Genomic DNA, 23678 nt, shown 5'->3' with positions numbered 1-23678 from the left:
CTTTAGAGTGCCCATTGCGCGGCGGGCGCCGGAACGGGTGTGAAGCACGAGACAGGCGTCTATTGTAGTCCGTTGTTACTACGGGTGTCTTACCGGGCGTCCTGCTTTGTTCTGGAAAGGCGGTGAGCGATCCAGTCGTCCCCGGCAATATCGACCGCCGCGGCCCGCAGCGCGGGGTCGATCGGATAGTACGCGCAGGGCAGAAGACCCGTCGCGCCGGGGCCTTCCAGGCGGGCGGAAACCGTCCGGCGCACGAAGCAGCCGGGCTTGCCGGGCTCGTATTCCTCGATCTCGTCCATCAGGGCAATCAGCGCCGGATCCACCCGGTAGACATCGCCGCGCACGCGCCGTCCGTCGTCCACGGGGATGAGGCCAGGCCAGTCACCGAAATCGACCAGCATGCCGGGCACGCTGGCCGAGCCGACGTGGCTGGCGGCCGGCAAGCCCCGCGCGGCGGCAGCGCGGGCGAGGTCGTTGATTTCGCCGGCGCGTAGGGTGCCGTACACAAAAACGTATATGCTCATTGCTCTGTTTGCTGGTGCACGTCGAAGAAAACCATGAGGGCCGCCGGGTGTTGAAATTGTCCCATCCGGCCACATATTCAGGTTATCGAGCCAGCCGGCACGGATCGGTCAGGCTCCCCACAAGCCAATACGACCATTATGCGATTCGACAAACTGACGACCAAGTTCCAACAAGCGCTGGCAGACGCGCAAAGTCTGGCCGCCCGCAACGACCATCCCTACATCGAACCCGTCCACGTGCTGTCCGCCCTGCTGTCGGATGCTGACAGCGGCGCGGGCAGTCTGCTGGCGCGTGCCGGCGTGGCGGTCAATCGCCTGGGCCCGGCACTGGAGTCCGCCCTGAAGGGCTTGCCCCAGGTGCAGGGCGAAGACAACGTCCAGGTGGGCCGCGACCTGCAAGGCGTGCTGACCCGCACCGACAAGGAAGCCGCCCGCCGCGGCGACACCTACATCGCCAGCGAACTCTTCCTGCTTGCACTGGCCGACGACAAGGGCGAGGCCGGCCGCATCCTGCGCGACGCGGGCCTGCAGAAAAAGGCCCTTGAAGCCGCGATCGACGCCGTGCGCGGCGGCGAGAACGTCTCGGGCGCGGAAGGCGAGGCCAACCGCGAAGCCCTTTCCAAATACACGCTGGACCTGACCGAGCGCGCCCGCCAGGGCAAGCTGGATCCGGTCATCGGCCGCGACGACGAAATCCGCCGCACCATCCAGATCCTGCAGCGCCGCACCAAGAACAACCCCGTGCTGATCGGCGAACCCGGCGTCGGCAAGACCGCCATCGTCGAAGGCCTGGCGCAGCGCATCGTCAACGACGAAGTGCCGGAAAGCCTGCGCGGCAAACGCGTGCTGTCGCTGGACCTGGCGGCGCTGCTGGCGGGCGCCAAGTTCCGCGGCGAATTCGAAGAACGCCTGAAGGCCGTGCTGAAAGAGCTGGGCCAGGACGACGGCCGCAACATCGTGTTCATCGACGAGCTGCACACCATGGTGGGTGCGGGCAAGGCCGAAGGCGCGATGGACGCGGGCAACATGCTCAAGCCGGCGCTTGCGCGTGGCGAGCTGCACTGCATTGGCGCCACCACGCTGGACGAATACCGCAAGTACATCGAGAAGGACGCGGCGCTTGAGCGGCGCTTCCAGAAGGTGCTGGTCGACGAACCCGATGTGGAATCCACCATCGCCATTTTGCGCGGCCTGCAGGAACGCTACGAAATCCACCACGGCGTCGAGATCACCGACCCGGCCATCGTCGCGGCCGCCGAGCTGTCGCACCGCTACATCACCGACCGGTTCCTGCCCGACAAGGCCATCGACCTGATCGACGAGGCCGGCGCGCGCATCCGCATGGAGATCGACTCCAAGCCGGAAGTGATGGACAAGCTGGACCGCCGCATCATCCAGCTCAAGATCGAGCGCGAGGCCGTCAAGAAGGAAACGGACGACGCGTCCAAGCGCCGCCTGGGCGTCATCGAGGACGAGCTGCAGAAGCTGCAGCGCGAATACAACGACTTCGAGGAAATCTGGAAGGCCGAGAAGGCTGCGGTGCAAGGCACGCAAGCCATCAAGGAAGAGATCGACAGCGTGCGCGCCGAAATGGCTGAATTGCAGCGCAAGGGCCAATTCGACAAGCTGGCCGAGCTGCAATACGGCAAGCTGCCGGACCTCGAGGCGCGCCTGAAGGCCGCCGAGGTGGGTGCTGCCGAGGCCGCCGAAAACGCCGAAGGCGACGAATCGCGTCCGCGCCTCTTGCGCACGCGTGTCGGCGCCGAGGAAATCGCCGAGGTCGTGTCGCGCGCCACGGGCATCCCCGTGTCGAAGATGATGCAGGGCGAGCGCGAGAAGCTGCTGCACATGGAAGAGTTCCTGCACAAGCGCGTGGTGGGCCAGGACGAGGCCGTGCGCCTGGTGTCCGACGCCATCCGCCGTTCGCGTGCGGGTCTTGCGGATCCGGCGCGCCCGTATGGCTCGTTCCTGTTCCTGGGCCCCACCGGCGTGGGCAAGACCGAGCTGACGCGTGCGCTCGCCGAGTTCCTGTTCGATTCGGAGGAGCACATGATCCGCATCGACATGAGCGAGTTCATGGAGAAGCATTCGGTGGCGCGGCTGATCGGCGCGCCGCCGGGATACGTGGGCTACGAAGAGGGCGGCTATCTGACCGAGGCCGTGCGGCGCAAGCCCTACAGCGTAGTGCTGCTCGATGAAGTCGAAAAGGCGCACCCGGACGTGTTCAACGTGCTGCTGCAGGTGCTGGACGACGGCCGCCTGACCGATGGCCAGGGCCGTACCGTCGACTTCCGCAACACGGTGATCGTCATGACGTCGAACCTGGGTTCGCACCATATCCAGACGCTGGCTGGCCAGCCGTACGACGTGGTCAAGGAAGTGGTGTGGGACGAGCTCAAGCAGACGCTGCGGCCCGAGTTCCTGAACCGCATCGACGAAGTCGTGGTGTTCCATGGCCTGGAAGCGCAGCACATCGAGTCCATCGCCCGCATCCAGCTTCGCCGTCTTGGCGAACGCCTGGAAAAGCAGGAAATGCGGCTGGAAGTAACCGAACCGGCGCTGGCGGAACTGGCCCGCTCCGGCTTCGATCCTGTGTTTGGCGCGCGCCCCTTGAAGCGTGCGATCCAGCAGCAGATCGAGAACCCGGTGGCGCGCCTGATCCTGGAAGGCAGGTTCGGCCCGCGCGACGTGGTGCCGGTGGACTGGCAGGACGGCCAGTTCGTCTTCACCCGCACGTTGCAGTGATCGCGCTGCAATAAGCAAAATGCCCGGCATATCTCTGCCGGGCATTTTTTTGTCCACGCCATGGCGCCGATAACCTCGGCGCCGGCGCGGACCGGTCAGATCACTTCGCGACCGTCACGAACACCGGGTTCGAGTAGAACCACAGGTCGTTGTAGTTGCGGGCGTTGATGGCATTGAAGCGCGCCGCGTTGTCGGCAAAATCGACCTTGGCGTCCGGCAGCGGTTCGCCCGCCGCGGTTTCGCCGGCCACGTCCACGCCAAGATTGGTGCCGCGCAAGCGCAGGTACTGGCTCTTGTCGGCGGTGATCGTGGTCGTGATGACGTTGTAGCCGTCTTCGTCCACCTTCCAGTCGGCCTTGGTGAAGCGGGCCAGCACGCGCGTCGAGGGGTTGGTGTCGACGTCGTATTCCGGGGTGCCGGACTTGGCGCGCTCGGTCACGTCGCCGACGATCAGATCCACGTGGTTCACGGTGGGCTTCACGTAGGTGGGGTTGCCGCTTTCGATCGGGTACTCGTAGTTGTTGCGCTCGGGGCTGCGGAAGCGGATGGTGACCTCGACCTTTTCACCCTTGGCCGCCTGGAGTTCGCCGCCCATGTGCACGGCGCCGGCGGCGCCCTTGGCCTGGAAGTCCAGCGCATCGATCAGATCGCCGAAAACGCCGAACATGCGGCCGCTCTTCAAGCCCGCCACCACGGCCGCCATGTCGTCGCCGTCCTTCCAGACGTGCGTCTTGGAATATTCGCCGGGCGCGTAGCCGCTGCTGTACAGGCCCGATGCCGTGCGGAAGTGGTAGTCCGAGTCGGCCACGTTCCAGATGCGGCGGCCTTCGCCCAGCAGCGCGTCCCACGTGCCGCCCAGGTGCGCGACCAGGTAGTCGGCGCCGCCATAGGTGCGGTTGGGCAGGAAGGCGTCGGTGTAGGCGGTGGCGTAGCCGCCACGGTCCGGTTCCATCTGGTTGCCGACCATGCCTTCGATGGCGAAGAAGACGCTCGGTGCCAGGTCGTTCATCTCGCGCAGCTGGGCGATGGTGTACTTGCCCGCGTAGCGCGACGGGTGGTTCAGCAGCATGTAGCTGTCGGGGTACTTGTCGCGCAGCCACTTCAGCGCGGCCAGCGAGTCGGCGTGCGTGGTGTAGGCGCGCGTTTCGCCGGACAGGCGCGAGACGAGCAGCGGGTCGAACAGGTTGGGGTCGCGGTTGGTGAACAGGTATTCGAACTCGGCCACGGCCTCCAGCGACTTGGGCGACTGCGGATCGTTGTAGCCGATGCCGATGTTCACGTGGTCATGCGTGGGCATGTCCCATTCGAACGACGAGAAGATGATCTTGCCGGCGTAGCGGCCCGCGGCCTGCGCCTGTTTGATGTAGGGCACTTCGTACTGCGCCATGCCTTGCGAGAACGGAATCGATCCGCCGGGCAGGTTGACGCCGGTATGGTCGCGCCCGGACAGGCGCAGATGGTTCGAAATGGCGGCCCAGTCCAGCTTGTAGCGGTCGAACGCCTGATCCAGCGCGCTTTCCAGGCTGACCTGCGCGTCGTCTGACTGGAACGTGTGCACGTGCAGATCGCCCGTGGACCACGCGCCCGTTTCGACCGGCTTGGGTTGCTCTGCGGGCGGGGTGGGGTCGGTCACGACGGGCGGCGTCGGCGCGGGGGCGGCGGCCTCGTCATCGTCATCGCTGCCACCACAAGCGCTCAACAGGGTCACGCAAGCCAGCGACAAGGGCATGATGGCTCGCCGCAGGCGGGATACTTCGAACTGCATCTACAACACTCCAACGTCATCTCGGCATGCAACGCGCATGCCGCAAAGCGCGCAACTATGCGGGCGGGGAATGACGTGGGAATGACAGTGGCGCTATTTCTTGCCGGGCCCGGCTTCGGCCAGCGCCTGCGTGATGATGGCGTTGGCGGTCCAGCGCACGACGTCCGTGACCTCGGGCAGGTCGAGTTTCCAGATGTCCTTGAGCACCAGGAACACCTCGGTGCCATACACCAGCGACAGCGCCTGCGCGACGCGGTCCTGCTGCGCCGGTGTCAGCGCGGTGGCCAGGGGCGCGATGGCGCGCCTGAGGATGTCGACGCGGTGGCCGCGCACCAATTGGGGCTCGGCGCCGGCCTTGCCGGCGCTGGCCTGCGCATGCTGTTGCAGCGACACCTGAATGGCGGCGCGCAGCGGCGCCTCGTGCGCCGCCAGGCGCGGATACGCGAACCGCAGCAATTCGTCGACGCGCGCCGCCGCGTCAGGCGCGTCGGAATCCCACGCGAGGATGGGGCCCAGGCTTTCGTCCACCACGGCGGCGATCAGTGCGCTCTGGCTGGGAAAGTAACGGTAGGCGGTGGCGCGCGATACTTGGGCGTGTTCGGCCAGCTCGGCGACCGAAGGCGTGACGCCTTGCGCCATCAGTTGCTGGGCGGCGTCGAGCAGGGTCTTGCGCATCCGGGCGCGCGGCCCGTGCGGGGGTTCGCCGCTGGCGGCCGCCTGCGGGCTGGCGGGAGCGATCAGCTTCGTGCCGGCCGCCGCCGAGGGCGCCTTGCGGGCAGGAGTTTCGGTTTGACGTGAGACAGGTGTCTCAGTATGATTCTTTCGTCTCATTTCTGGATTCTACAGGCCTTTGGCCTCACATATCGAGGCGCGCACGCAGTGTAGCCGCCCGCGGAGGAGTCATGACGCATACGAAGCAGCGGGTCTTTGTCGCCGCGACCTACGACACCAAGGGCCACGAGGCCGAATACGTGGCGGATCTGCTCCGGCGCGAGGGGCTGGACGTGGTGTCGGTGGATGTCTCGACCTCGGGCGCGCCCAGCGCCGCGCAGGTCTCGGCGCAAGAGGTCGCGCGCAGCCATCCGGACGGCGCCGCGGCCGTCTTCACGGGCGACCGCGGCACGGCGATTGCGGCCATGGCCCTGGCGTTCGAACGCTACGCCGCCGGCAACGCGGATATCGGCGCGTTGCTGGGCTTGGGCGGTTCCGGCGGCACGGCGCTCATCACGCCGGCCATGCGCGCGTTGCCCATCGGCACGCCCAAGGTGATGGTGTCCACGATGGCATCGGGCAACGTCGCGCCTTACGTGGGGCCGTCGGACATCGCGATGATGTATTCCGTGACCGACGTGGCGGGCCTGAACCGCATCTCGCGCCGCGTGCTGGCCAATGCGGCCGGTGCGATCGGCGGCGCATTCCGTCAGGCGTCGGCCGCAGCGGCTGACGATGGCCGGCCGGCGGTGGGCATCACCATGTTCGGCGTCACCACCGCCTGCGTGCAGCACGTCACGCCGCTTCTGGAATCGCGTTTTGATTGCCTGGTGTTCCATGCCACGGGGACGGGCGGCCAGTCCATGGAAAAGCTGCTGGACAGCCGCCTGCTTGCCGGCGTGCTGGACCTGACCACCACCGAAGTCTGCGATCTGCTGTTTGGCGGCGTGCTGGCCTGCACGGACGACCGTTTCGGCGCGGTGGCGCGCACCGGTGCGCCGTATGTCGGGTCGTGCGGCGCGCTGGACATGGTGAACTTCGGCGCGATGGACACCGTGCCCGAGCGCTATCGCGGCCGCCGCTTCTATCCCCACAACCCGCAGGTCACGCTGATGCGCACGACCGCCGAGGAAAACACGCGGCAGGGCGAATGGATCGCCGACCGGCTGAACCGCTGCGACGGCCCGGTGCGCTTCTTGATCCCCGAAGGCGGCGTGTCCGCGCTGGATGCGCCGGGCCAGGCCTTCTGGGATCCCGAGGCTGACGCCGCGCTGTTTGCGGCGCTGGAGGCCAATGTGAAACAGACGGCGGACCGCCGACTGATTCGCGTGCCTTGTCACATCAACGATCCGCTGTTTGCCAAGACGGCGGTCGACCACTTTCTTGAAATTGCCGCACATTGAAGGATTGCCGCCATGCCGCGTTTTGACCGTAACGAACTGCTGGACAAGTTTCGCGCCATGGTGCGCGCGCGCACGCCCATCGTGGGCGGGGGCGCGGGCACCGGGCTATCGGCCAAGTGCGAGGAAGCGGGCGGCATCGACCTTATCGTGATCTACAACTCGGGCCGTTACCGCATGGCCGGCCGCGGCTCGCTCGCCGGTCTGCTCGCGTATGGCAATGCCAACGAGATCGTCGTGGACATGGGCCGCGAAGTGCTGCCGGTGGTCAAGAAGACGCCGGTGCTGGCCGGCGTGAACGGCACCGATCCGTTCTGCGATTTCGACGTGTTCCTGGACGATCTGAAGCGCCAGGGTTTTGCCGGCGTGCAGAACTTCCCGACTGTCGGTCTCATCGACGGCAACTTCCGCGCCAATCTTGAAGAGACCGGCATGGGCTATGCGCTGGAGGTCGACATGATCCGCCTGGCGCACAAGAAGGGCATGCTGACGACGCCTTACGTCTTCAACGAGGACGATGCCGTGGCCATGGCGCGCGCCGGGGCGGACATCATCGTGGCGCACATGGGTCTGACCACGGGCGGGTCCATCGGCGCGGAGACCGCGCTGACCCTGGATGATTGCGTGGGCGCCATCGACCGTATTGCCGAGGCCGCGCTGGCGGTGCGCCCGGATATCATCGTGCTGTGCCACGGCGGCCCGATCGCCACGCCCGAGGACGCGGCGCACGTGCTGCGGGCATGCAAGCATTGCCACGGGTTTTATGGCGCCAGTTCGATGGAGCGCCTGCCCACCGAACAGGCCCTGACGGCCGCCACGCGCGAATTCAAGAATCTGACCTTCTGATCTGCAATTGCCGCAGTTTCCACCCTGATTCCAAGCGCACTGCGTATAACGGAGCCCGTATGCCGCATACCGTACACATCACCGCTGTCGTCCACGCGCCGCTGGACAAGGTCTGGCCGCTGTTCCGGGATTTCAACGGATTGGGCGGTTGGCATCCGGGCGTGGCAGAGAGCCGGCTGGAAGAGGGCGGCCGCCATGACGCGGTGGGTTCGGTGCGGCACCTCACGCTCAAGCCTTCCGGGTTTGTGCGTGAACAGCTGCTGATGCTCGACGATCCGAATACCGAACTGCGGTACTCGATCATCGAGACCGACCTGCCGATGCGCGATTACGTCGCGGGTGTGTCGCTGCATCCGATTACGGAGGGCGGTGGCACGCTGGTGCAATGGTGGGCCGATTTTCGCGTCGAGGGCGCGGCGTTGAGTGATGTTGCCGAGGCGGTCGGACAGAACGTGTTCGCGGCGGGATTGGCCGCGTTGGACGAGAAGCTGCGGGCGGGTGTTTGACGGCCTCAGGTCTTTTGTCGTCCGCGCGCCGCGATGCGGCGGCAGCCGGCGGGTAGTTGCGCCGTGCGCAGGTAGTCGCGGATTGACGCGATCAAGGTCTGTGCGGCCGGGCTCAGCGGATATTCCTTGTTGCGGATGATGCACAGCGTGCGCACCACCGTGGGCCGCGCCAGCAGCGCGTAGGCCAGTCCCGGCTCCATCACGCGTTGCGCGGCCAGCGCCGGCAGCAGCGCCACGCCCATGCCTGCCTTGACCAGCGCCGCCTGTGAGGTGGTGCTGGATGCTTCATAGAACGGCGCCGCCGCCTCGATCGGCAGATCGGCGCGGGCGCGCAGCAGCGCCATGATGCCTGTTTCATCTACCACGCCCACCAGCTTGCGGCCGGTCAGGTCGGACCAGCGCATGGCGCCATCGCGTCCCGGACGCAGGGTGGCGTCGTCCTGACGGTAGAGCACGCCGAAGCGGTCTTCCAGCAAGGCGTCGAATTGCAGGCCGGGGGCGTCGGCCCAGCGGCTGGTCAGGCCGAAATCGACCTCGCGCGCGGCCACCTTGCGCTGGATGCGGCCGGAGTTGTCGTCGCTGAGATAAAGTCGCACGGCCGGATACTGCGCCGCGAAGACGGCGGCCGCGGGTGCGATCAACTGCGTGATGGCCGACGGCGCGGCCGCCACACCCACACGTCCACGTTCCAGCGCGCCAAAGCGCACCACGTCCTCGATCACCCCATCGAAATCCGCAAGCAGGCGCATGACGCGCGGCAGGAATTCCTCGCCGGCCGGTGTCAGCAGCACGCGCCGGCTGGTGCGCGCAAAGAGCTGGGTGCCCAGCGCATCTTCCAATTGGCGCACCAGGCTGGTGACGGACGATTGCGTCTGGAACAGGCGCTTGGCGGCATGCGTGAAGCTGGACTCCTGGGCCACGGCCACAAAGGCGGTCAGGTGCTTCAAGGTGACGTGTTTTGGCAGGCGATTCATTTCAAAACGCGATAGATGGATCAATAAAAACAATTTTTCCAGATTGATCGCGCGGACGATACTAGGTCCTTCACCAAGGCAGGAACACCATGCAGGGGACTTTGGATCTGATCATCGAAGGCGGCTGGCTCATCGACGGGCTGGGCGGACCGCGGCGGCGCGCCGACGTGGGCGTGGCGGGCGAACGCATCGTGGCGATCGGCGACTTGGCAGGGACGGCGGCGGTTACTCGCGTGAACGCCGCCGGCAAGATCGTCGCGCCCGGCTTCATCGATGTGCACGGTCACGACGATCTGATGTTCGTGGAAAAGCCCGACCTGGCGTGGAAGACCAGCCAGGGCATCACCTCGGTCGTGGTGGGCAATTGCGGCGTCAGCGGCGCACCCGCGCCGTTGCCGGGCAACACGGCCGCCGCGCTGGCGCTGCTGGGCGAGACGCCGCTGTTTGCCAGCATGACGCACTATTTCGACGAGCTGCGCGAGCGTCAGCCCGTCATCAATGTGGCCGCGCTGGTGGGCCACGCGAACCTGCGCCTTGCCGCGATGCGCGATCCGGCGGCCCAGCCCACGCCCGACGAGCAAGCCGCCATGCAGCATATGCTGGCCGATGCGCTGGACGCGGGCGCCGTGGGCTTCAGCACCGGTCTGGCGTATCAGCCGGGCGGGGCGGCGCAGCCGCCCGAACTGGAAGGACTGGCCCGCGTGGCGGCGGCGCGCGGCGCGATGCACACCAGCCATATCCGCAACGAGGGCGACGCGGTCGAGGCGGCCGTCGACGAGGTGTTGGCCATTGGCCGCAACACCGGTTGCGCCACCGTGCTGTCGCATCACAAGTGCATGATGCCGCGCAATTGGGGCAAGAGCGCCGTCACGCTGGCCAACATTGACCGCGCCCGGGCCGAGGGCGTGGACGTGGCGCTGGACATCTACCCCTATCCCGGCAGTTCCACCATCCTGATCCCGGAGCGCGCCGACACCATCGACGACATCCGCATCACGTGGTCGACGCCGCACCCCGAATGCAACGGCGAATACCTGAGCGACATCGCGGCGCGCTGGGGCTGCGACAAGACGACGGCGGCTGAACGCTTGTGCCCGGCCGGTGCGATCTATTTTGCGATGGACGAGAACGAGGTCCGCCGCATCTTTCAGCACGAGTGCTGCATGGTCGGATCCGACGGTCTGCCTAACGACGCGCATCCGCATCCCCGGTTGTGGGGCAGCTTCACGCGCGTGCTGGGCCGCTACGTACGCGAGGCCCAGCTTGTCACGCTGGAGGCCGCGGTGGCCAAGATGACCGCGTTGCCGGCCCGCGTCTTCGGGCTGGTGGACCGTGGCCGGATTGCCGTGGGCGCGTGGGCGGACATTGTCGTGTTCGATGCCGAGACGGTGATCGACCGCGCCACGTGGGAAGCGCCGACGCTTGCGTCCGCTGGCGTGGAACACGTGCTGGTCAACGGCACGCCCGTTTTTCCGGCCACGGCAGACATGCCGCGGCCCGGCCGGATTCTTTGCCGCGATCAGGCCGCGGCACAGCCGCTTTCATGACCACACGCTTTCATAACAACAGCCCTACCAGGAGACCCACCATCATGTTCCGCAAGACTTGCGCCGCCCTGGCGCTGGCCGCCGCGCTGCCGGCCGCCCACGCCGCCTTTCCCGACCGCCCCATCACGCTGATCGTGCCATTCCCGGCGGGCGGCCCGACGGATATCGTCGGCCGCGTTGCCGCGGCCAAGGCGGGCGAGATTCTGGGCCAGCAGATCGTGGTGGAGAACCGCACGGGCGCGTCGGGCACCATCGGCATGACAGCCACCGCACGCGCCAAGCCGGACGGCTACACCGTGGGACTGGCCACCGTCAGCACGCACGGCACGGCGCCGCACCTGTTTCCCAACCTGGCCTATGACCCGGTCAAGGATTTCACGCCCATCAGCAACCTGGTGACCAGCCCCAACATCCTCAGCGTGAATCCGAGCTTTCCGGCCAAGACGCTGGCCGAGTTCGTGACCCACGTGCGCGCCAATCCCGGCAAGGACGGCTACGCGAATGCGGGCGCGGGCGGCGTGAACGACCTGGGCATGATCTGGTTCCTGCAGATCATCGGCGGCAAGATGAACAGCATTTCGTATCGCGGTTCGGCGCCGGCGCTGACCGACACGGTGGGCGGCGTGGTGCCGGTGATCTTCGACAACTTTCCGTCGTCGCTGCCGTACGTCAAGAGCAATCACCTGAAACCCCTGGCGATTACCGGAACGGCCCGCAACCCGCGCCTGCCGGACGTGCCGACCTTTGCCGAGCAGGGCTACAAGGACTACGACGTGACGGCCTGGTACGGCGTGGTGGGTCCGGCCAACATGCCGGCCGACGTGCGCGACAAGCTGGCGGATGCTTTTGCGCGCGCCGTGCGCGATCCGGCGACGGCGGCAAAAATGGAAGAGACGGGTGCGTTCCCGCTGGGCAACACGCCGGCGCAGTTTGGCGAACAGATCAGCACCGAACGGGATCGCTGGAAGACGGTGATCGAGCGGGCCCAGATCAAGCTGCAGTAAGGGCCTGCGAAACGCAAAAACGCGGGCGCGTCGTCAGTACACGTCGCGCCGGTAGCGGCCCGCGTGCTGCAGGGCTTGCAGGCGGTCCGCGCCCAGAATGTCCTGCAGCGCGGCATCCACGCCGCCCGCCATGCCTTGCAGGCTGCCGCAGACATACACGGCGGCGCCGGCATCCACCCAGGCAAGCACGCCATCCGCCTGTTCGCGCAGGCAGTGCTGCACATAGCGGCGCTCGGCCTGATCGCGTGAAAACACCGTATCCACGCGTTCCAACGTGCCGTCTTGCCGCCACGCGTCGATCTCGTCACCGCAGAATCCGTCGCAGGCGGCATTGCGCTCGCCAAAGACCAGCCAGTTTCGGCGATGGCCGGCGGCGCGGCGCGCTTTGATCAGTGCACGCAAGCCCGCAAGGCCGGTGCCATTGCCGATCAGGATCAGCGGGCGGTCGTCCGCGGGTGGATGGAAATTGCGGTTCGCGCGCACACGCAGGGCGATCTCGTCGCCCGTCTGCGCGATGTGCGTGAGCCAGCCGCTGCCCAGGCCCAGCTCGCCGTCCACGCCGCGCATCTGGCGCACCAGCAGCTGGATGGCGCCGTCGTCGGGCAGGGACGCGATGGAGTATTCGCGATGCGTCTGCAACGCGCCGCCGCGTTCGCGCCGGGGGCCGATTTCGGCGATGTCGCCCGCCTGCCATGCGGCCGCGCCGGCGGGCGGCCTCAACGTCAGCAGGTAGCAGGGGCCGCCTTGGCTGCCGGGATTCAGCAGTGTTCGATCGGTCAGGCGCCAGGTGTCGTAGACGGGCGCTTCCCAGTCGGGCAAATCGTTGCGGCCGGCCAGCAGGCCCAGGTGATGCTGCCAATGGCGCAGCGCGGCCGCGTCGTCGTTGTCGACCTCGACCAGATCGAACAGCGGCGTCGCGCCTTGCGCGTGCAGCCAGTCGCTCAACCGGTGGCCAAAACCGCAGAACTGCGCGTATTCGCTGTCGCCCAGCGCCAGCACGGCATATTGCGCGCCGGTCAGCGCGGCGCCTTGCGGCGTCTCTTGCATCTGGCCGGCAAAGGCCGCGGCCGCATCGGGCGGATCGCCCTCGCCGTAGGTGCTGACGACAAACAGCATGCGCCGGTAGGCGGCCAGGCGTTGAAGGTCCAGTTGATCCAGCGAGGCGACGCGCACGGTCAGGCCGCCAGCGCGCAGGGAGTCCGCGGTCTGCATGGCCAGCGACTCGGCATATCCCGTCTGGCTGGCGTAGGTCACCAGCAGGGCGTCCCCAAGCGCCGGTGCGTCGAGCGCCTGCAGCGCCAACGCCTGTTGCGCCTGTTGCCGGCGGGCGCGCTGCCAGGCCCACAGGCACAGCAGCAGCCAGGTCAGCACCACGCACGTTGCCGCGATCACTCGGGTAGGCAACATGGGCATTCAGGGCGCGAGGGCCAGGGCCTCGAACTGCGGCGTGGCCACGACGCGCCAGGCGTCTTCGCCGCGCACGATGAACAGCGCCGCCAATGCATGGCGGCGCGCATAGGCCAGCCCGTCGGCTTCGCCCAGCACCGTCAGCACGGTGGCCAGCGCGTCGGCCTGCATGCAGACGGGGTGCAGCACCGTCACCGAGGCCACCGCATTGCGCACCGGGTGGCCAGTGCGCGGGTCGATCGTGTGGGCGTAGCGCGCATCGCCATCGCCGGCATGGCGCCGGTAGTCGCCCGACGTGGCAATGCTGCAATGGTGCAGCGGCAAGGCCAGCGCATGGTCGTCGCTGGCGTCGGGAACCTCGATCGCGACGCGCCAGGAGTGTCCGTCGGGACGCTTGCCGCGGGCGCGCAATTCGCCGCCGACTTCGACCAGGTAATCGGTGATGCCCAAGGCATCGAGCGCCATCGCCGCGCGGTCCACGCCGTACCCCTTGGCGATGGACGACAGGTCCAGATAGACGCCGCCCGGCTGCCATGCCGCGCGGCGGTCTTCGTCCAGCGGCACGCGCCGCCAGCCGCAGCGATCACGCGCGGTCTGAATGGCGGCGGGCGAGGGCGGTTCGAAGGCGCGCTGGTGCGGCCCGAAACCCCAGGCATTGACCAGCGGCCCCACGGTGGGGTCGTAGGCGCCGCCGCTGTCCCCGGCCAGCGTCAGCGCATGATGCAGCACATGGAAGAACTCGGGCGGAAGCGCCTGCCAGCCGGGTTCGGCCCGGTTGTAGCGCGTGATGTCCGAGTCCGCTTCCCAGGTGCTCATTTGCGCGACGACCTGATCCAGCGCGGCCTGAATGCCTTGCCGTGCCAGCGCTTGCGTCACGCCCGCCGGCAGCGCCAGGCGCGCCGACCAGGTGGTGCCCATGGTGGCGCCAGCCAGCGCGGCCGGGCGCGCTGGCATCGCGCCATAGGCGACGCGAACGGCCGGGGCCGCCGCGTTGCGCGGTGCGAAGGAAGGGGAGGCCGCCACGCGTGCGCCTTTGCCTTACGGTTGCAGCAATTCGACGGTGCCGGCGTACGACAGGCGGCGCTTCTTGGCCTGCGGCACGGTGACCTTGGCGTCTTCCATGCCGGCTTCGATCCAGTACAGCCCGGGCTGCGGCCACTTCACCGAGAACTTGCCGTCCTTGTCGGTCTTCAGCTGAATTTCGCCGATCTTGTCGCGATAACGGCTGCCGCCGGGCACGACGTTCACCTCCAGGTCCGCGGCGGGCTTGCCGTCCAGCAGCATCTGGAACGTGGCGGCCTCGTCCGTGAAGAGGTCGTTCGGATGCGTGACCGGCGCCAGCTCCAGGCCGCGACCCACAGGCTTGACGGCCGAGGGCTTGCCGGCGGTCACAAAGGTCTCGACGCGGCCCAGGCTTTGCGAGACTTCAAGCTCGTCGGCCTTGGCCGGCACGGCCTGCGCCATGCCTTCAACCTTGCCGAAGTAGCGCTTGTTCTTGCCGTCTTCCTTCCAGCGCGCGAACACGCCGTCGTTGACCACGGCAACGCGGTAGGTGCCGGCTTGCTTCAACTGCAGGTCGAACGTGCTGCGCAGCTTGCCGCGGTTGATGTTCTCGGCCTCGGCGGCATTGCCGTCCGGCGCGGTGACGGTCAGGCCGTCCAGGCGCAGCGGCGCGTGGTTGAAGTAGAACTTGTCGTTGCCGACCGCGGCGTCCACGGTGATCCAGCTGTCGGTGCCCGACAGCACCGTCGAGGACGGCACGATCCAGACGTCATGGGCGTGAGCGGCAAAGGGCAGGCACAGCGCCAGGGCGGCGGCCAGTTTGGCGGCGGATTTCATCGTTGCGTTCCTTGCGTTTCTAAAGGGGCTCGTCACGAGGCCGGTCAGGGTTTGAGGTCGAGCGCGATGGCGCCCAGTTCGTGTTCGCCGCGCGCGCTCAGCTGCTCGGCTTTTTGCGGCGGCCACTGGAAGGGGATGCGCACGAGTTCGCGGCCACCCACTTCGCGCGCGGCCTCGACCACCACGGCGTACTGGCCGGGTTTGAGCTGCGCGAGCGGCTTGCTGGCCGCGTCAAACGACAGCGCGTGCTTGCCCACGGGCTTGGTCGCGCCGCTGACGCCGTCCACCGGGAACTGCTGGTTGCGGCCGCTGCGGCGCCACCACTGGCGCATGTCCTTGAGCCACTCGGTGCCTTCGTTGTTCTTCTTGGCTACGTCGTACCAGACAGCCAGATCGGTGGCCACGCTCTGGTCGGGGTTCTCGATCCAGATCGCCACGTACGGGCGGTGGTATTCGGCCACGTCCAGACGCGGCACCTCGATGGAAAGGCCGATGTCTGCCGCGTGGGCCGTTCGGGCGATCAGGCCGGCGAGCAGCGCCGGCAACAGCAACTTGCGCATGGAAATCTCCAGGGCGTATCGATGGAATCAGTGAATGAAAAGCAGCGCCAGCACCAGCGGAATCACAACGCCCAGCCCCACCATGGGCCAGGTCGCGCTGCGGTTGCCGGCGTGCATCTTGAGCAGCACCAGTCCGGTCAGCGAGAAGACCAGACAGGCGACGGCGAAGATGTCCAGGAACCAGCTCCAGGCGAGCCCCGTGTTGCGGCCCTTGTGCAGGTCGTTCAGGTAGGAGATCCAGCCGCGGTCGGTGCGCTCGTATTCGACGTCGCCGCTGGCGCGGTCGATGGACAGCCAGGCATCGCCGCCCGCGCGGGGCAGCGACAGGTAGACCTCGTCGGGGGACCACTCGGCGGTCTTGCCGGCCGTCGAGGCGTCCAGCGTTTGATCCAGCCACGCGGCGACCGGTGCGGGCAAGGGCGCCTTTTTTGCCGTGGGTGCGGCAGCAAGCTGCTTCAGGATGTCATCGGGAAGACGGGCCTCGCGGCTGGTCACCACGGCCTTCGATTCGATGTGCGACGCGTTGTTCAGCGTCAGCCCCGTCACCGCGAACAACAGCATCCCCAACAGGCAGAGCGCAGAACTGATCCAGTGCCATTGATGCAGGGTCTTGAGCCAGTAGGCGCGGCGGCGGGGAGCGGGTTGGGTGTCCATGGAATGTCGGGCGGGAAGCGGCCGGATTCTAACATTTAATGAGAATTACTCTTAAAAAAGCCGGGCCTTTTCGCGCGCGGAAATTTCAATCGATTTCGGCGGAAAGCGCCTTTTTGGCCGCAGCTGAACGTGCGCTGAACGGTGCGTTCGCCGATTGGCGGGGATAAGATAGGCCACCCTTTGCAAACACCGGAGGTCGTCATGCTGCAACAGCAAGTCGTGGATCAAATCGGTCGTCATTGGGGATGGGTGGCGCTTCGCGGCGTCGTCGCCATCCTGTTCGGGTTCATGGCCATGTTCATGCCGGCCATCACCTTGTCGGCGCTGGTGCTGGTGTGGGGCGCCTTCGCGCTTGTGGACGGGGTGCTGGCGCTGATCGCCGGCTTCCGCATCCGGGACAACGGCAAGCCGCTATGGGCGCTGATCATCGTGGGCCTGCTGGGCGTGGCGGCGGGTATCGTCACCTTTCTGTGGCCGGGGCTTACCGCGCTGATCCTGCTCTACATCATCGCCATCTGGGCGATCATGGCGGGCGTATTCCAGATCATCGCCGCGGTGCGCTTTCGCAAGGCCATTCGCAACGAATGGCTGCTGGGTCTTTCCGGGCTGGTGTCGGTGGCTTTTGGCGCGATGCTGGTCATGCAGCCGGGCGCAGGCGCCTTGGCGCTGGTGTGGGTGATCGGCATCTACGCCGTGTTCTTCGGCATACTGCTGCTGGTCTTTTCCCTGCGTCTCAAACAACACGGCACCGTCTGACCTCCATGTCCGCCTATCAAACGCTGGTTCCCCTGAATTTCCTGGCCGTGGGCCTGGGCGCGATCCTGGGCGCCTGGTCTCGCTGGCTGGTCGGCCTGTGGCTGAATGCGGGCTCGTGGCCGTGGGGCACGCTGGCGGTGAATCTGGCGGGCGGGTATCTGGTGGGCGTGGCGCTGGCGCTGGTGGCCGGGCATCCCGAGTGGCCCGCGTGGGTGCGGCTCGGCGCCATCACCGGTTTCATGGGCGGGCTGACCACGTTCTCGACCTTCTCGGCCGAGACGGTCGCGATGCTTGAGCGCGGCGCGTATGTCAGCGCGCTGGGCTATGCCGGATTCAGCCTGGCGGGGTCGCTGGCGCTGACGGCGGCGGGGCTGGCCACGGTCAGCCTGCTGCGCTAGGTCGCCGACGCGTCGGTTTCAGCGGTGGTTGACGCCGCGGGCAGCCACGTCGGCTGCCCGGGCATGTCGTGCGCCTGCATGTTCATGCGGTATTCGTAGCGGTCCGGCCGGTAGCGGGCATGCAACCACTCCACCGGCCGCCCAGACGCGTCGCGCACCACGCGGTGCAGGCTGAGCAGGGCCGATCCCACCGGCACGTCCAGCAGCTCGGCGATGCCGGGCTCGGCAAGCACGGCCGACATCGACTGTTCGGCGCGCGCCACACGCACCCCCAGGTCGCGGAAGATGGCCAAGAGCGGCTTGGCGTCCAGGTCCTCGCGGCGGATGCGCTGGCCGATGTCGTCCGGCACGAACGTGGTCAGGTGGGAAAACGGCTGGCCTTCGTGGCTGCGCACGCGCACGGCGCGCTGCACGGGCGCGCCCGGCGGCAGTTCCAGACGCGCTGCCACCAGCGGCGTGGCGGGCGCGGTTTCCAGTTCCAGCAGGCGCACCTGCGTGTGCATGCCCATGCGGGCCAGGTGCGCCATCAGCGCGTCCATGCCCGCGCCGTGCTGCGGGCCCGGAAACGTCGCCGGCGCCGCCGCGAACGTGCCGCGTCCCTGCCGCCGCTCGATCAGGCCATCGGCTGCCAGCGCATCAAGCGAGCGTCGTATCGTCAGCCGGGACACGCCGTATTCGGCGGCCAGCGCGTTTTCGCCGGGCATGGCCCTGTCCGTGGCGAACCCGCCCGCTTCCAGCCGTTGCTTCAGCAGCAGGTAGACCTTGTGATAAAGCGGCAGCGGGCTGTCAGACACGATAGGGCTCCTGGTTGACGTTCAGTCGACGGTCGCGCCGGTGAACTTGACGATCTCGGCATAGCGCGCGATGTCCTGGCGCACGAAGACGCCCAGCTCCTCGGGGCTGCTGCTGACCGCGCTGGCGGCCTCGCCTTCGAGCAGCTTGCGGAACGACGGCGTATCGACCGCCTTGCGCGCCGCGGCGTTCAGCGCCGCCAGTTTGTCGGCCGGCATCTTGGCCGGGCCAAACAGCGCAAACCACGCGTTCGATTCGAAACCCTTGATGGTATCGCCGATGGGCGGCACGCCGGGAAACTGCGGCAGCGCCTGCGGACTGGTGACCCCCAGCGCCCGCAGCGCGCCGCTCTTGATGTGCGGCAGCGCGTTCAGTGAACTGGCGAACATCATGTCCACCTGGCCGCCCAGCAGGTCGGTGATGGCCGGCGCCGTGCCTTTGTACGGCACGTTCAGGATGTCCAGGCCCGCCATCATCTTCATGCGCTCGCCGGCCATGTGCAGCGACGAGCCGATCGCGCCCAGCGCCATCGTGTATTTGCCGGGGCTGGCTTTCACCAGCGAGACGAATTCCGGCATGGTGCGCGCCGGGAAGTCCTTGCGCACGACCAGCACGCTGGGCACGTTGGCCAGCATGCTGATCGGCGTGAAATCGGCCACAGGGTCGAACGGCAGGTTCCGGTACAGCGTGGCGTTGATGGAGAAGCTGGTGAAGGTGACCAGCAAGGTGTTGCCGTCGGGATTGCTCTTGGCGACGTAGTCGGCGGCGATGTTGCCGCCCGCGCCCGGCTTGTTCTCCACCACGACGGTGCGCTTCAAGTCCACCGCCATGTGCTGCGCGATGCTGCGCGCCACGGTGTCGGTGGTGCCGCCCGGGGGCGCGCCCACGACCAGCCTGATGGCGTCTGCCTGCGCGAAGGCGGAGGCGGTTGGCAAGGCAAACGCGGCCAGCAGCGCGCAACGCGCGGCGATCCGATGCAATCCCGGCATGATTTGTCTCCTGATATGTTGTATTGAGGACAATACAAGTATAGGGAGGCAGCACGGGGCGCACCAGATCGTTTCCCCGTAGAAAGGCGTCAACGGCCCGGCGCGCCAGCCACCTTCGCGTACTCCACGATGGCAATGTCCCGGAACGCCTGGATCAGCGCCAGACGCGGCGACACGCGCGACCAGATCAGCCCGAAGCGGCGCGGTTCGCAGTGTGCGGGCAGGGGCAGCGCGACAAGGCCCAGCCGTTCGATCGTGCCGTTGGTGGACCGGGGCAGGATCGCCACGCCCAGATCGCGGCTCACCATCACCGCAATGGATTCGATCGCGTTCAGTTCAAACCGGTCCCGCGGCGTGATGCCGACGCGGCGCAGATAGTCGTCCACATGCCGCCCGCTCCAGTCGTTGCGCTGGTAGCGGATGAATGGCTCCGCGGTAAGCAGGCTGTGTGGATGCCGGCCCGCGTGGCGCGGCGCCGCCGCCAACACGTAGGGTTCTTCGCGCAGCAACTGCCACCCCAGGCTTTTGGACAGGGGGTAGGGCGCCTCCAGCGCGATGGCGGCATCCAGTTCGCCGCTTTCGATGGCCGGATAGAAACGGGCGGAGTGCCCTGGCTGGATCTCCACGCTGATCAGCGGATGGCGTCCGACCAGGTGCTCAAGGATGGCCGGCACCATGGAGTTCAGCGCCGTGTTGCCGGCGCCCAGCCGAAGCTCGCCCATCATCTCGCCCGACCGCGCCAGGTAGCCGATCTTCTCGATCCGCTCCAGGACGTCGCGCATCGGTCCGATCAGCTCGATCGCCTTGGCCGTCAGGTGCACGGTGCGGCCGGCGCGCGCGACCAGCGGCACACCCAATTCCTGTTCCAGCTTGCGCACCTGCTGCGCAACGGCGCCGTGCGTGAGCCCGAGGCGGCGGGCGGCCTCGGCCATGGAGCCGTGTTGCGCCACGGCGGACAGCGTTTGAAGAAAGTCGGTGTTCATGATGATAGGAATTCTATCTTCTTATCGTATGCCGGCTTTCCCCTGGCGGCGTGCCGCACGGTCACAATGCGGCCAGGAGACCATAATGAAAAGTAAGCTTTTCGTGCCGGCGTCACGCCCGGAACTATTCGACAAAGCCATGGCCAGCGAAGCCGATGCGCTGTCCTTCGATCTGGAGGACGCGGTCGCACCGGCGCGCAAGCCGGCCGCGCGTGCCGAGCTGGCCGCCTGGCTGGGATCGCCCGCCTTTCAGGCGGCACAAGCCCAACATCCCAAGAAAATTATCGTTCGCGTCAATGCGTCGGACACGCCGTACTTCGCGGACGACCTGGACGCGCTGGGACGCTCGCCGATCGACCTGTTGAATCTGCCCAAGGTCGAGTCCGCGGACGCGCTGCACGAGGCCGCCGATCACGCCGCCACGGCCGGCTTCGAGGGCGAATTGCTGGTCACCGTCGAAACGCCGCTGGCACTGGCCCGCGCGGCCGAGCTGGCAGCGCACCCGCGCGTCGCGGGCCTGCAATTGGGGCTGGCCGACCTGTTCGAACCGTTGGGTATCGATCGCTACCAGCCCGAGACCCTGCGCGCGGTGATGCTGGCGTTGCGGCTGGGCGCGGGGTCCGCGGGCAAGTACGCCATGGACGCCGCCTATGCCCGCGTGCGCGACGCCGAGGGCTTCCGCGCCGAGGCGCAACTGGCGCGCTCGCTGGGTTTCCTGGGCAAATCCTGCGTGCACCCCAGTCAGATCGCCATTGCCAACGAGGTCTTCGGATTCAGCGCCGAAGAGATCGACGCGGCCGAACGGATCGTCGCGGCAAGCCAGGCGCAGGAAGGGGTGGGCGCATTTGTGCTGGACGGCAAGATGATCGACGCGCCCTTCGTGCGGCGCGCCCGCGACGTCCTGCTGGCGGCAGGACGCGCCGCCTGAAACGGCCTGCGCTATTCGCGGCCGAGCTTTTTATCGGATGAATTGCATGATGGAAATTGAAACCCCCGCTCAGTTGCCGCTGGCCGGCGTCAAGGTGCTGGACCTCAGCGCCTACATCGCGGGTCCGTACGGCTGCGCCTTGCTGGGCGACATGGGCGCCGACGTGATCAAGGTCGAGCCGCCCGAAGGCGACAACCTGCGCAAGTACCCGTCGACGCTGCCGGCCGAGAGCCGCGCCTTTCTGGGCATCAACCGCAACAAGCGCGGTCTGTGCCTCAACCTGAAAGATGAGGCGGGTTACGAGGTGCTGGTCAGGCTGGTGCGCGAGGCCGACGTGCTGGTCCACAATTTCCGCCCCGGCGTGCCGGAGCGGCTGCGCATCGACTTCGCCACGCTGGCTGCCATCAACCCGCGCCTGATCTATTGCGCGATGACGGGCTACGGCGCGGCCGGTCCGATGGCGCGCCACGCGGGCTACGACCAGGTGCTGCAGTCGATGACCGGCATGTGCGCGGCGCAGGCCAAGCCCGACGGCCCGCCCGAAGTGCTGTACGGGTCGGTGGTCGACTACTACGGCGCCGCGCTGATCTCCAACAGCGTGTCCGCCGCGCTTTATCAACGCGAGAAAACCGGGCGCGGGCAGGCCATCGAAGTGTCGCTGCTGGGCAGCGCGCTGGCCATGCAATCGGCCCGCCTGGTCTGGGCCGAGGGCGAGCCGCGCAGCATCGAACGCGACATGCGCTCGGGCGGCATCACCGGCATCCATCCCACGCGTGAGGGCCATCTGTACATCTCGGCCAACACGCCGCATTTCTGGCGTGCGCTGTGCGGCCATCTGGACCTGCAGGATCTGGCCGACCATCCCGACTACGACACCGTGAAAAAGCGCGCGGCGCAGGCGGCGGTGCTGATCCCGCTGGTGCGCGAGGCCCTGGCGCGCGCATCGGCCCGTGAATGGGCCGAGCGCTTCGGCCAAAGCGTGCCTTGCGCGGAGGTCCGGCCGGTCGAGGACATGTTCGACCACCCGCAGGTGGAGGCGATGGGATTCATGCGCCCGTACCACAGCGAGAAGGCGGGCAATTACCTCGGTCTGGCGCAATGGGCGCAGTTTGGCGGGGCCGCGGAAAGCGGCGTGCCCGATGGCGCCGTGCGCGCCGCGCCGGGCCTCGGTGAGCACAGCCGCACAATTCTGTCCGCTCTGGGATACACCGCGGACGAAATCGACCAATTGCTGCACACCTCCGTGGTGCAATAAGCAGTAACAACCAAGACAAGAAGCGTCCGGCAAAAGGGCGAGGAGACAGAAATCATGGATCAAGCGCAACGGTATGTGCGCCGCCCGGACGGATCGAACTGGGGCGATTTCGGACACGATGACCAACTGGGCACGCTCAACCACCTGGACGTGCAGGCGCGTCTGGCCGCGGTTGCTGAAATCCGCACCGGGATGTCGTTTTCGCTCAGCCTGCCGCTGACCGTGCCGCGCGCGCCGGTGCTCAACCCGCGCCGCAAGGGTCCGGTGATCCAGCCCGCCGAAAAGAACGGCGTGCCCGTCTACCGCTATCCACTGGACCGCGACGTGCCCGGCGCCACCGACGTCATCAGCGACGACCGCGTCACGCTGTCGCCTCAGTACTCCACGCAATGGGACGCGCTGGGCCATGTGGGCTCGATGTACGACGCGCAGGGCACCGGCCAGCCGCAGCCCACCGGCTACAACGGCTTCGCCGTCAGCGAGCCCGCTACCGAAGGCTTTACCGGCACCCGCGACCTGTCCATCGCGCCCATGGCGCGCCACGGCATTCAGGGGCGCGGCGTCATGGTGGACCTGCGCGCCCATTTCGGCGATGCGCAGCGCAAGGTGTCCTACCGCGAGCTGATGGACGTCATGCGCGCCGATGGCGTGGAAGTCCGGCCGGGGGATGTGCTGTGCCTGCACACTGGGTTGGCCGACCTGGCGCTGACGCTGGGCGACGACGAGCAGGAGCGGCTCAAGACGAGCTGCTGCGTGCTGGACGGCGGCGATGCGGACCTCTTGGCGTGGATCAAGGACAGCCGGATCGCGGCCATCGCCGCCGACAACCACGCGGTCGAACTGCGCAACCATCACCTGGACACGGGCAAGGGGCCGCTGCTGCCCCTGCACGAGCAATGTCTTTTCAAGCTGGGCCTGCCCTTGGGCGAGCTCTGGCACCTGACCCCGCTGGCGCAATGGTTGCGCCAGCACGGCCGGCATGCCTTTTTCCTGACCGCGGCGCCCATGTACGTGCCCGGTCTGGTCGGCGCGCCGGTCAACCCCATCGCGACCGTCTGACGACGGCTCGCGCCACGACCCTTGACCGATCGAACA

23 protein-coding genes are annotated in these 23678 nt (G+C 67.3%); 11 read left to right on the top strand and 12 right to left on the bottom strand.

All coding sequences use genetic code 11. The features are described 5' to 3' along the window. Positions 1–89: 89 nt before the first annotated feature. Positions 90–524: a gamma-glutamylcyclotransferase family protein gene (locus CLM73_RS17680; RefSeq protein ID WP_105239541.1), complete on the bottom strand. Its 435-nt coding sequence runs from the start codon at positions 522–524 to the stop codon at positions 90–92. Between the two features lie 138 nt (positions 525–662). On the opposite strand from CLM73_RS17680, the gene clpB reads away from it, so the two are divergent. Beyond that, positions 663–3269, top strand: a complete 2607-nt coding sequence (gene clpB, locus CLM73_RS17675) for an ATP-dependent chaperone ClpB (RefSeq protein ID WP_056562793.1) — start codon at positions 663–665, stop codon at positions 3267–3269. A 100-nt stretch (positions 3270–3369) separates the two neighbouring features. On the opposite strand, the gene CLM73_RS17670 is transcribed toward clpB, so the two are convergent. Further along, positions 3370–5034 (bottom strand): S-layer protein, encoded by a 1665-nt coding sequence (locus tag CLM73_RS17670; protein WP_105239540.1) that lies wholly within the window; start codon positions 5032–5034, stop codon positions 3370–3372. 93 nt (positions 5035–5127) lie between these two features. Then, the gene (locus CLM73_RS17665; protein WP_199778343.1) at positions 5128–5775 is read right to left on the bottom strand and encodes a TetR/AcrR family transcriptional regulator; all 648 of its coding nucleotides are present in this window, start codon (positions 5773–5775) and stop codon (positions 5128–5130) included. A 161-nt stretch (positions 5776–5936) separates the two neighbouring features. Here CLM73_RS17665 and CLM73_RS17660 point away from each other — a divergent pair, with 161 nt between their 5' ends. From CLM73_RS17660 to CLM73_RS17650, 3 genes are read left to right on the top strand one after another with little or no spacing between them, the layout of a single operon-like run. Further along, the gene (locus tag CLM73_RS17660) at positions 5937–7148 is read left to right on the top strand and encodes a Tm-1-like ATP-binding domain-containing protein (protein WP_105239538.1); all 1212 of its coding nucleotides are present in this window, start codon (positions 5937–5939) and stop codon (positions 7146–7148) included. 12 nt (positions 7149–7160) lie between these two features. After that, entirely contained in the window at positions 7161–7991 is an 831-nt protein-coding gene (locus CLM73_RS17655; protein ID WP_056562787.1) for a phosphoenolpyruvate hydrolase family protein, read from the top strand. A 59-nt stretch (positions 7992–8050) separates the two neighbouring features. Continuing rightward, positions 8051–8497, top strand: coding sequence for an SRPBCC family protein (locus tag CLM73_RS17650; protein WP_105239537.1), 447 nt, complete (start codon positions 8051–8053; stop codon positions 8495–8497). Positions 8498–8502: 5 nt separating this feature from the next. On the opposite strand, the gene CLM73_RS17645 is transcribed toward CLM73_RS17650, so the two are convergent. Beyond that, on the bottom strand, positions 8503–9471 hold the full coding sequence (locus tag CLM73_RS17645) for a LysR family transcriptional regulator (RefSeq protein ID WP_105241589.1): 969 nt from the start codon (positions 9469–9471) through the stop codon (positions 8503–8505). A gap of 89 nt (positions 9472–9560) precedes the next feature. On the opposite strand from CLM73_RS17645, the gene CLM73_RS17640 reads away from it, so the two are divergent. Both CLM73_RS17640 and CLM73_RS17635 read left to right on the top strand, forming a co-directional pair. Next, positions 9561–11018: an N-acyl-D-amino-acid deacylase family protein gene (locus tag CLM73_RS17640; RefSeq protein WP_105239536.1), complete on the top strand. Its 1458-nt coding sequence runs from the start codon at positions 9561–9563 to the stop codon at positions 11016–11018. 44 nt (positions 11019–11062) lie between these two features. After that, positions 11063–12022: a tripartite tricarboxylate transporter substrate binding protein BugE gene (locus CLM73_RS17635; protein WP_105239535.1), complete on the top strand. Its 960-nt coding sequence runs from the start codon at positions 11063–11065 to the stop codon at positions 12020–12022. A gap of 33 nt (positions 12023–12055) precedes the next feature. Here CLM73_RS17635 and CLM73_RS17630 read toward each other — a convergent pair whose 3' ends face one another. The 5 genes from CLM73_RS17630 to CLM73_RS17610 are packed head-to-tail and all read right to left on the bottom strand — an operon-like array spanning position 12056 to position 16482. Continuing rightward, positions 12056–13435 carry a sulfite reductase subunit alpha gene (locus CLM73_RS17630; RefSeq protein ID WP_199778163.1) on the bottom strand — a complete coding sequence of 460 codons (1380 nt, stop codon included), beginning with the start codon at positions 13433–13435 and terminating at the stop codon, positions 12056–12058. Further along, entirely contained in the window at positions 13436–14452 is a 1017-nt protein-coding gene (locus CLM73_RS17625) for an FAD:protein FMN transferase (RefSeq protein WP_105239533.1), read from the bottom strand. A 15-nt stretch (positions 14453–14467) separates the two neighbouring features. Next, on the bottom strand, positions 14468–15268 hold the full coding sequence (locus CLM73_RS17620) for a DUF4198 domain-containing protein (protein ID WP_105239532.1): 801 nt from the start codon (positions 15266–15268) through the stop codon (positions 14468–14470). Between the two features lie 44 nt (positions 15269–15312). Further along, the gene (locus CLM73_RS17615; RefSeq protein WP_056562769.1) at positions 15313–15828 is read right to left on the bottom strand and encodes a DUF2271 domain-containing protein; all 516 of its coding nucleotides are present in this window, start codon (positions 15826–15828) and stop codon (positions 15313–15315) included. Between the two features lie 27 nt (positions 15829–15855). Beyond that, a complete protein-coding gene (locus CLM73_RS17610; RefSeq protein WP_105239531.1) occupies positions 15856–16482 on the bottom strand; it encodes a PepSY-associated TM helix domain-containing protein in 627 nt (208 codons plus the stop codon). A gap of 201 nt (positions 16483–16683) precedes the next feature. Here CLM73_RS17610 and CLM73_RS17605 point away from each other — a divergent pair, with 201 nt between their 5' ends. Together CLM73_RS17605 and crcB are read left to right on the top strand one after the other, a co-directional pair. Continuing rightward, complete coding sequence (locus CLM73_RS17605; protein WP_105239530.1) at positions 16684–17238, top strand: HdeD family acid-resistance protein; 555 nt, start codon at positions 16684–16686, stop codon at positions 17236–17238. A gap of 5 nt (positions 17239–17243) precedes the next feature. Further along, complete coding sequence (gene crcB, locus CLM73_RS17600; RefSeq protein WP_056562761.1) at positions 17244–17636, top strand: fluoride efflux transporter CrcB; 393 nt, start codon at positions 17244–17246, stop codon at positions 17634–17636. Here the strand turns inward: crcB and CLM73_RS17595 are convergent. From CLM73_RS17595 to CLM73_RS17585, 3 genes are all read right to left on the bottom strand, one after another. Next, a complete protein-coding gene (locus CLM73_RS17595) occupies positions 17633–18430 on the bottom strand; it encodes a GntR family transcriptional regulator (RefSeq protein ID WP_105239529.1) in 798 nt (265 codons plus the stop codon). The genes crcB and CLM73_RS17595 overlap by 4 nt on opposite strands. A gap of 21 nt (positions 18431–18451) precedes the next feature. Then, entirely contained in the window at positions 18452–19417 is a 966-nt protein-coding gene (locus CLM73_RS17590) for a Bug family tripartite tricarboxylate transporter substrate binding protein (RefSeq protein ID WP_105239528.1), read from the bottom strand. An 89-nt stretch (positions 19418–19506) separates the two neighbouring features. After that, on the bottom strand, positions 19507–20400 hold the full coding sequence (locus CLM73_RS17585) for a LysR family transcriptional regulator (RefSeq protein WP_105239527.1): 894 nt from the start codon (positions 20398–20400) through the stop codon (positions 19507–19509). A gap of 85 nt (positions 20401–20485) precedes the next feature. Between CLM73_RS17585 and CLM73_RS17580 the strand changes: the two genes are divergently transcribed. The 3 genes from CLM73_RS17580 to CLM73_RS17570 are packed head-to-tail and all read left to right on the top strand — an operon-like array spanning position 20486 to position 23642. Continuing rightward, entirely contained in the window at positions 20486–21328 is an 843-nt protein-coding gene (locus CLM73_RS17580) for an HpcH/HpaI aldolase/citrate lyase family protein (protein ID WP_105239526.1), read from the top strand. 49 nt (positions 21329–21377) lie between these two features. Continuing rightward, complete coding sequence (locus CLM73_RS17575; protein WP_105239525.1) at positions 21378–22583, top strand: CaiB/BaiF CoA transferase family protein; 1206 nt, start codon at positions 21378–21380, stop codon at positions 22581–22583. Between the two features lie 54 nt (positions 22584–22637). Next, positions 22638–23642 carry a cyclase family protein gene (locus CLM73_RS17570; protein WP_105239524.1) on the top strand — a complete coding sequence of 335 codons (1005 nt, stop codon included), beginning with the start codon at positions 22638–22640 and terminating at the stop codon, positions 23640–23642. Positions 23643–23678: the final 36 nt, after the last annotated feature.

The organism is Achromobacter spanius (assembly GCF_002966795.1).
GTDB classification, from domain to species: Bacteria; Pseudomonadota; Gammaproteobacteria; order Burkholderiales; family Burkholderiaceae_B; genus Achromobacter; species Achromobacter spanius_D.
This window is presented reverse-complemented; position numbering and strand designations above follow the sequence as displayed.